Source organism: Streptomyces sp. URMC 126, assembly GCF_051386555.1.
Classification (GTDB): domain Bacteria; phylum Actinomycetota; class Actinomycetes; order Streptomycetales; family Streptomycetaceae; genus Streptomyces.
In genome coordinates this window covers 1-308 of sequence record NZ_JBPQTX010000742.1, presented here as the reverse complement: position 1 = coordinate 308, position 308 = coordinate 1, and the positions used below count along the sequence as shown (strand labels likewise).

Sequence of the window (308 nt, the reverse complement as noted above, 5' to 3'; positions counted from 1 at the left end):
CTGCTGGCCCTGTCCGTCCCCGTCCCCGACGCCGTGCCGGACGGCGTCACCGCCGCTGCCCACACCATCGCCCCCGGCGGCGAACAGCCGGAGAGTCGACGCCCGTGAACGAGACCCTTCACCTGACGACCCAGCACACGCGTGGCAGCCTCGCCGTGGCCGCGCTCGCCGGTGCCCTGGACATCCACACCGCCCCCGAACTGCGCACCGGGGCCCTGGAACTGATCGGTCAGGGACACCGCCATTTGATTCTGGACCTCGGCGCCGTCACCTTCTGCGACTCCTCCGGCTTCAACGCCCTCGTGGGC

At 71.8% G+C, this 308-nt stretch carries 1 protein-coding gene; it reads left to right on the top strand.

The genetic code is table 11. The features are described 5' to 3' along the window. Positions 1 to 104 precede the first annotated feature (104 nt). Positions 105 to 308: STAS domain-containing protein (locus ACSNOK_RS33705; protein ID WP_436784568.1), on the top strand; the 204-nt coding region annotated here is incomplete at its 3' end.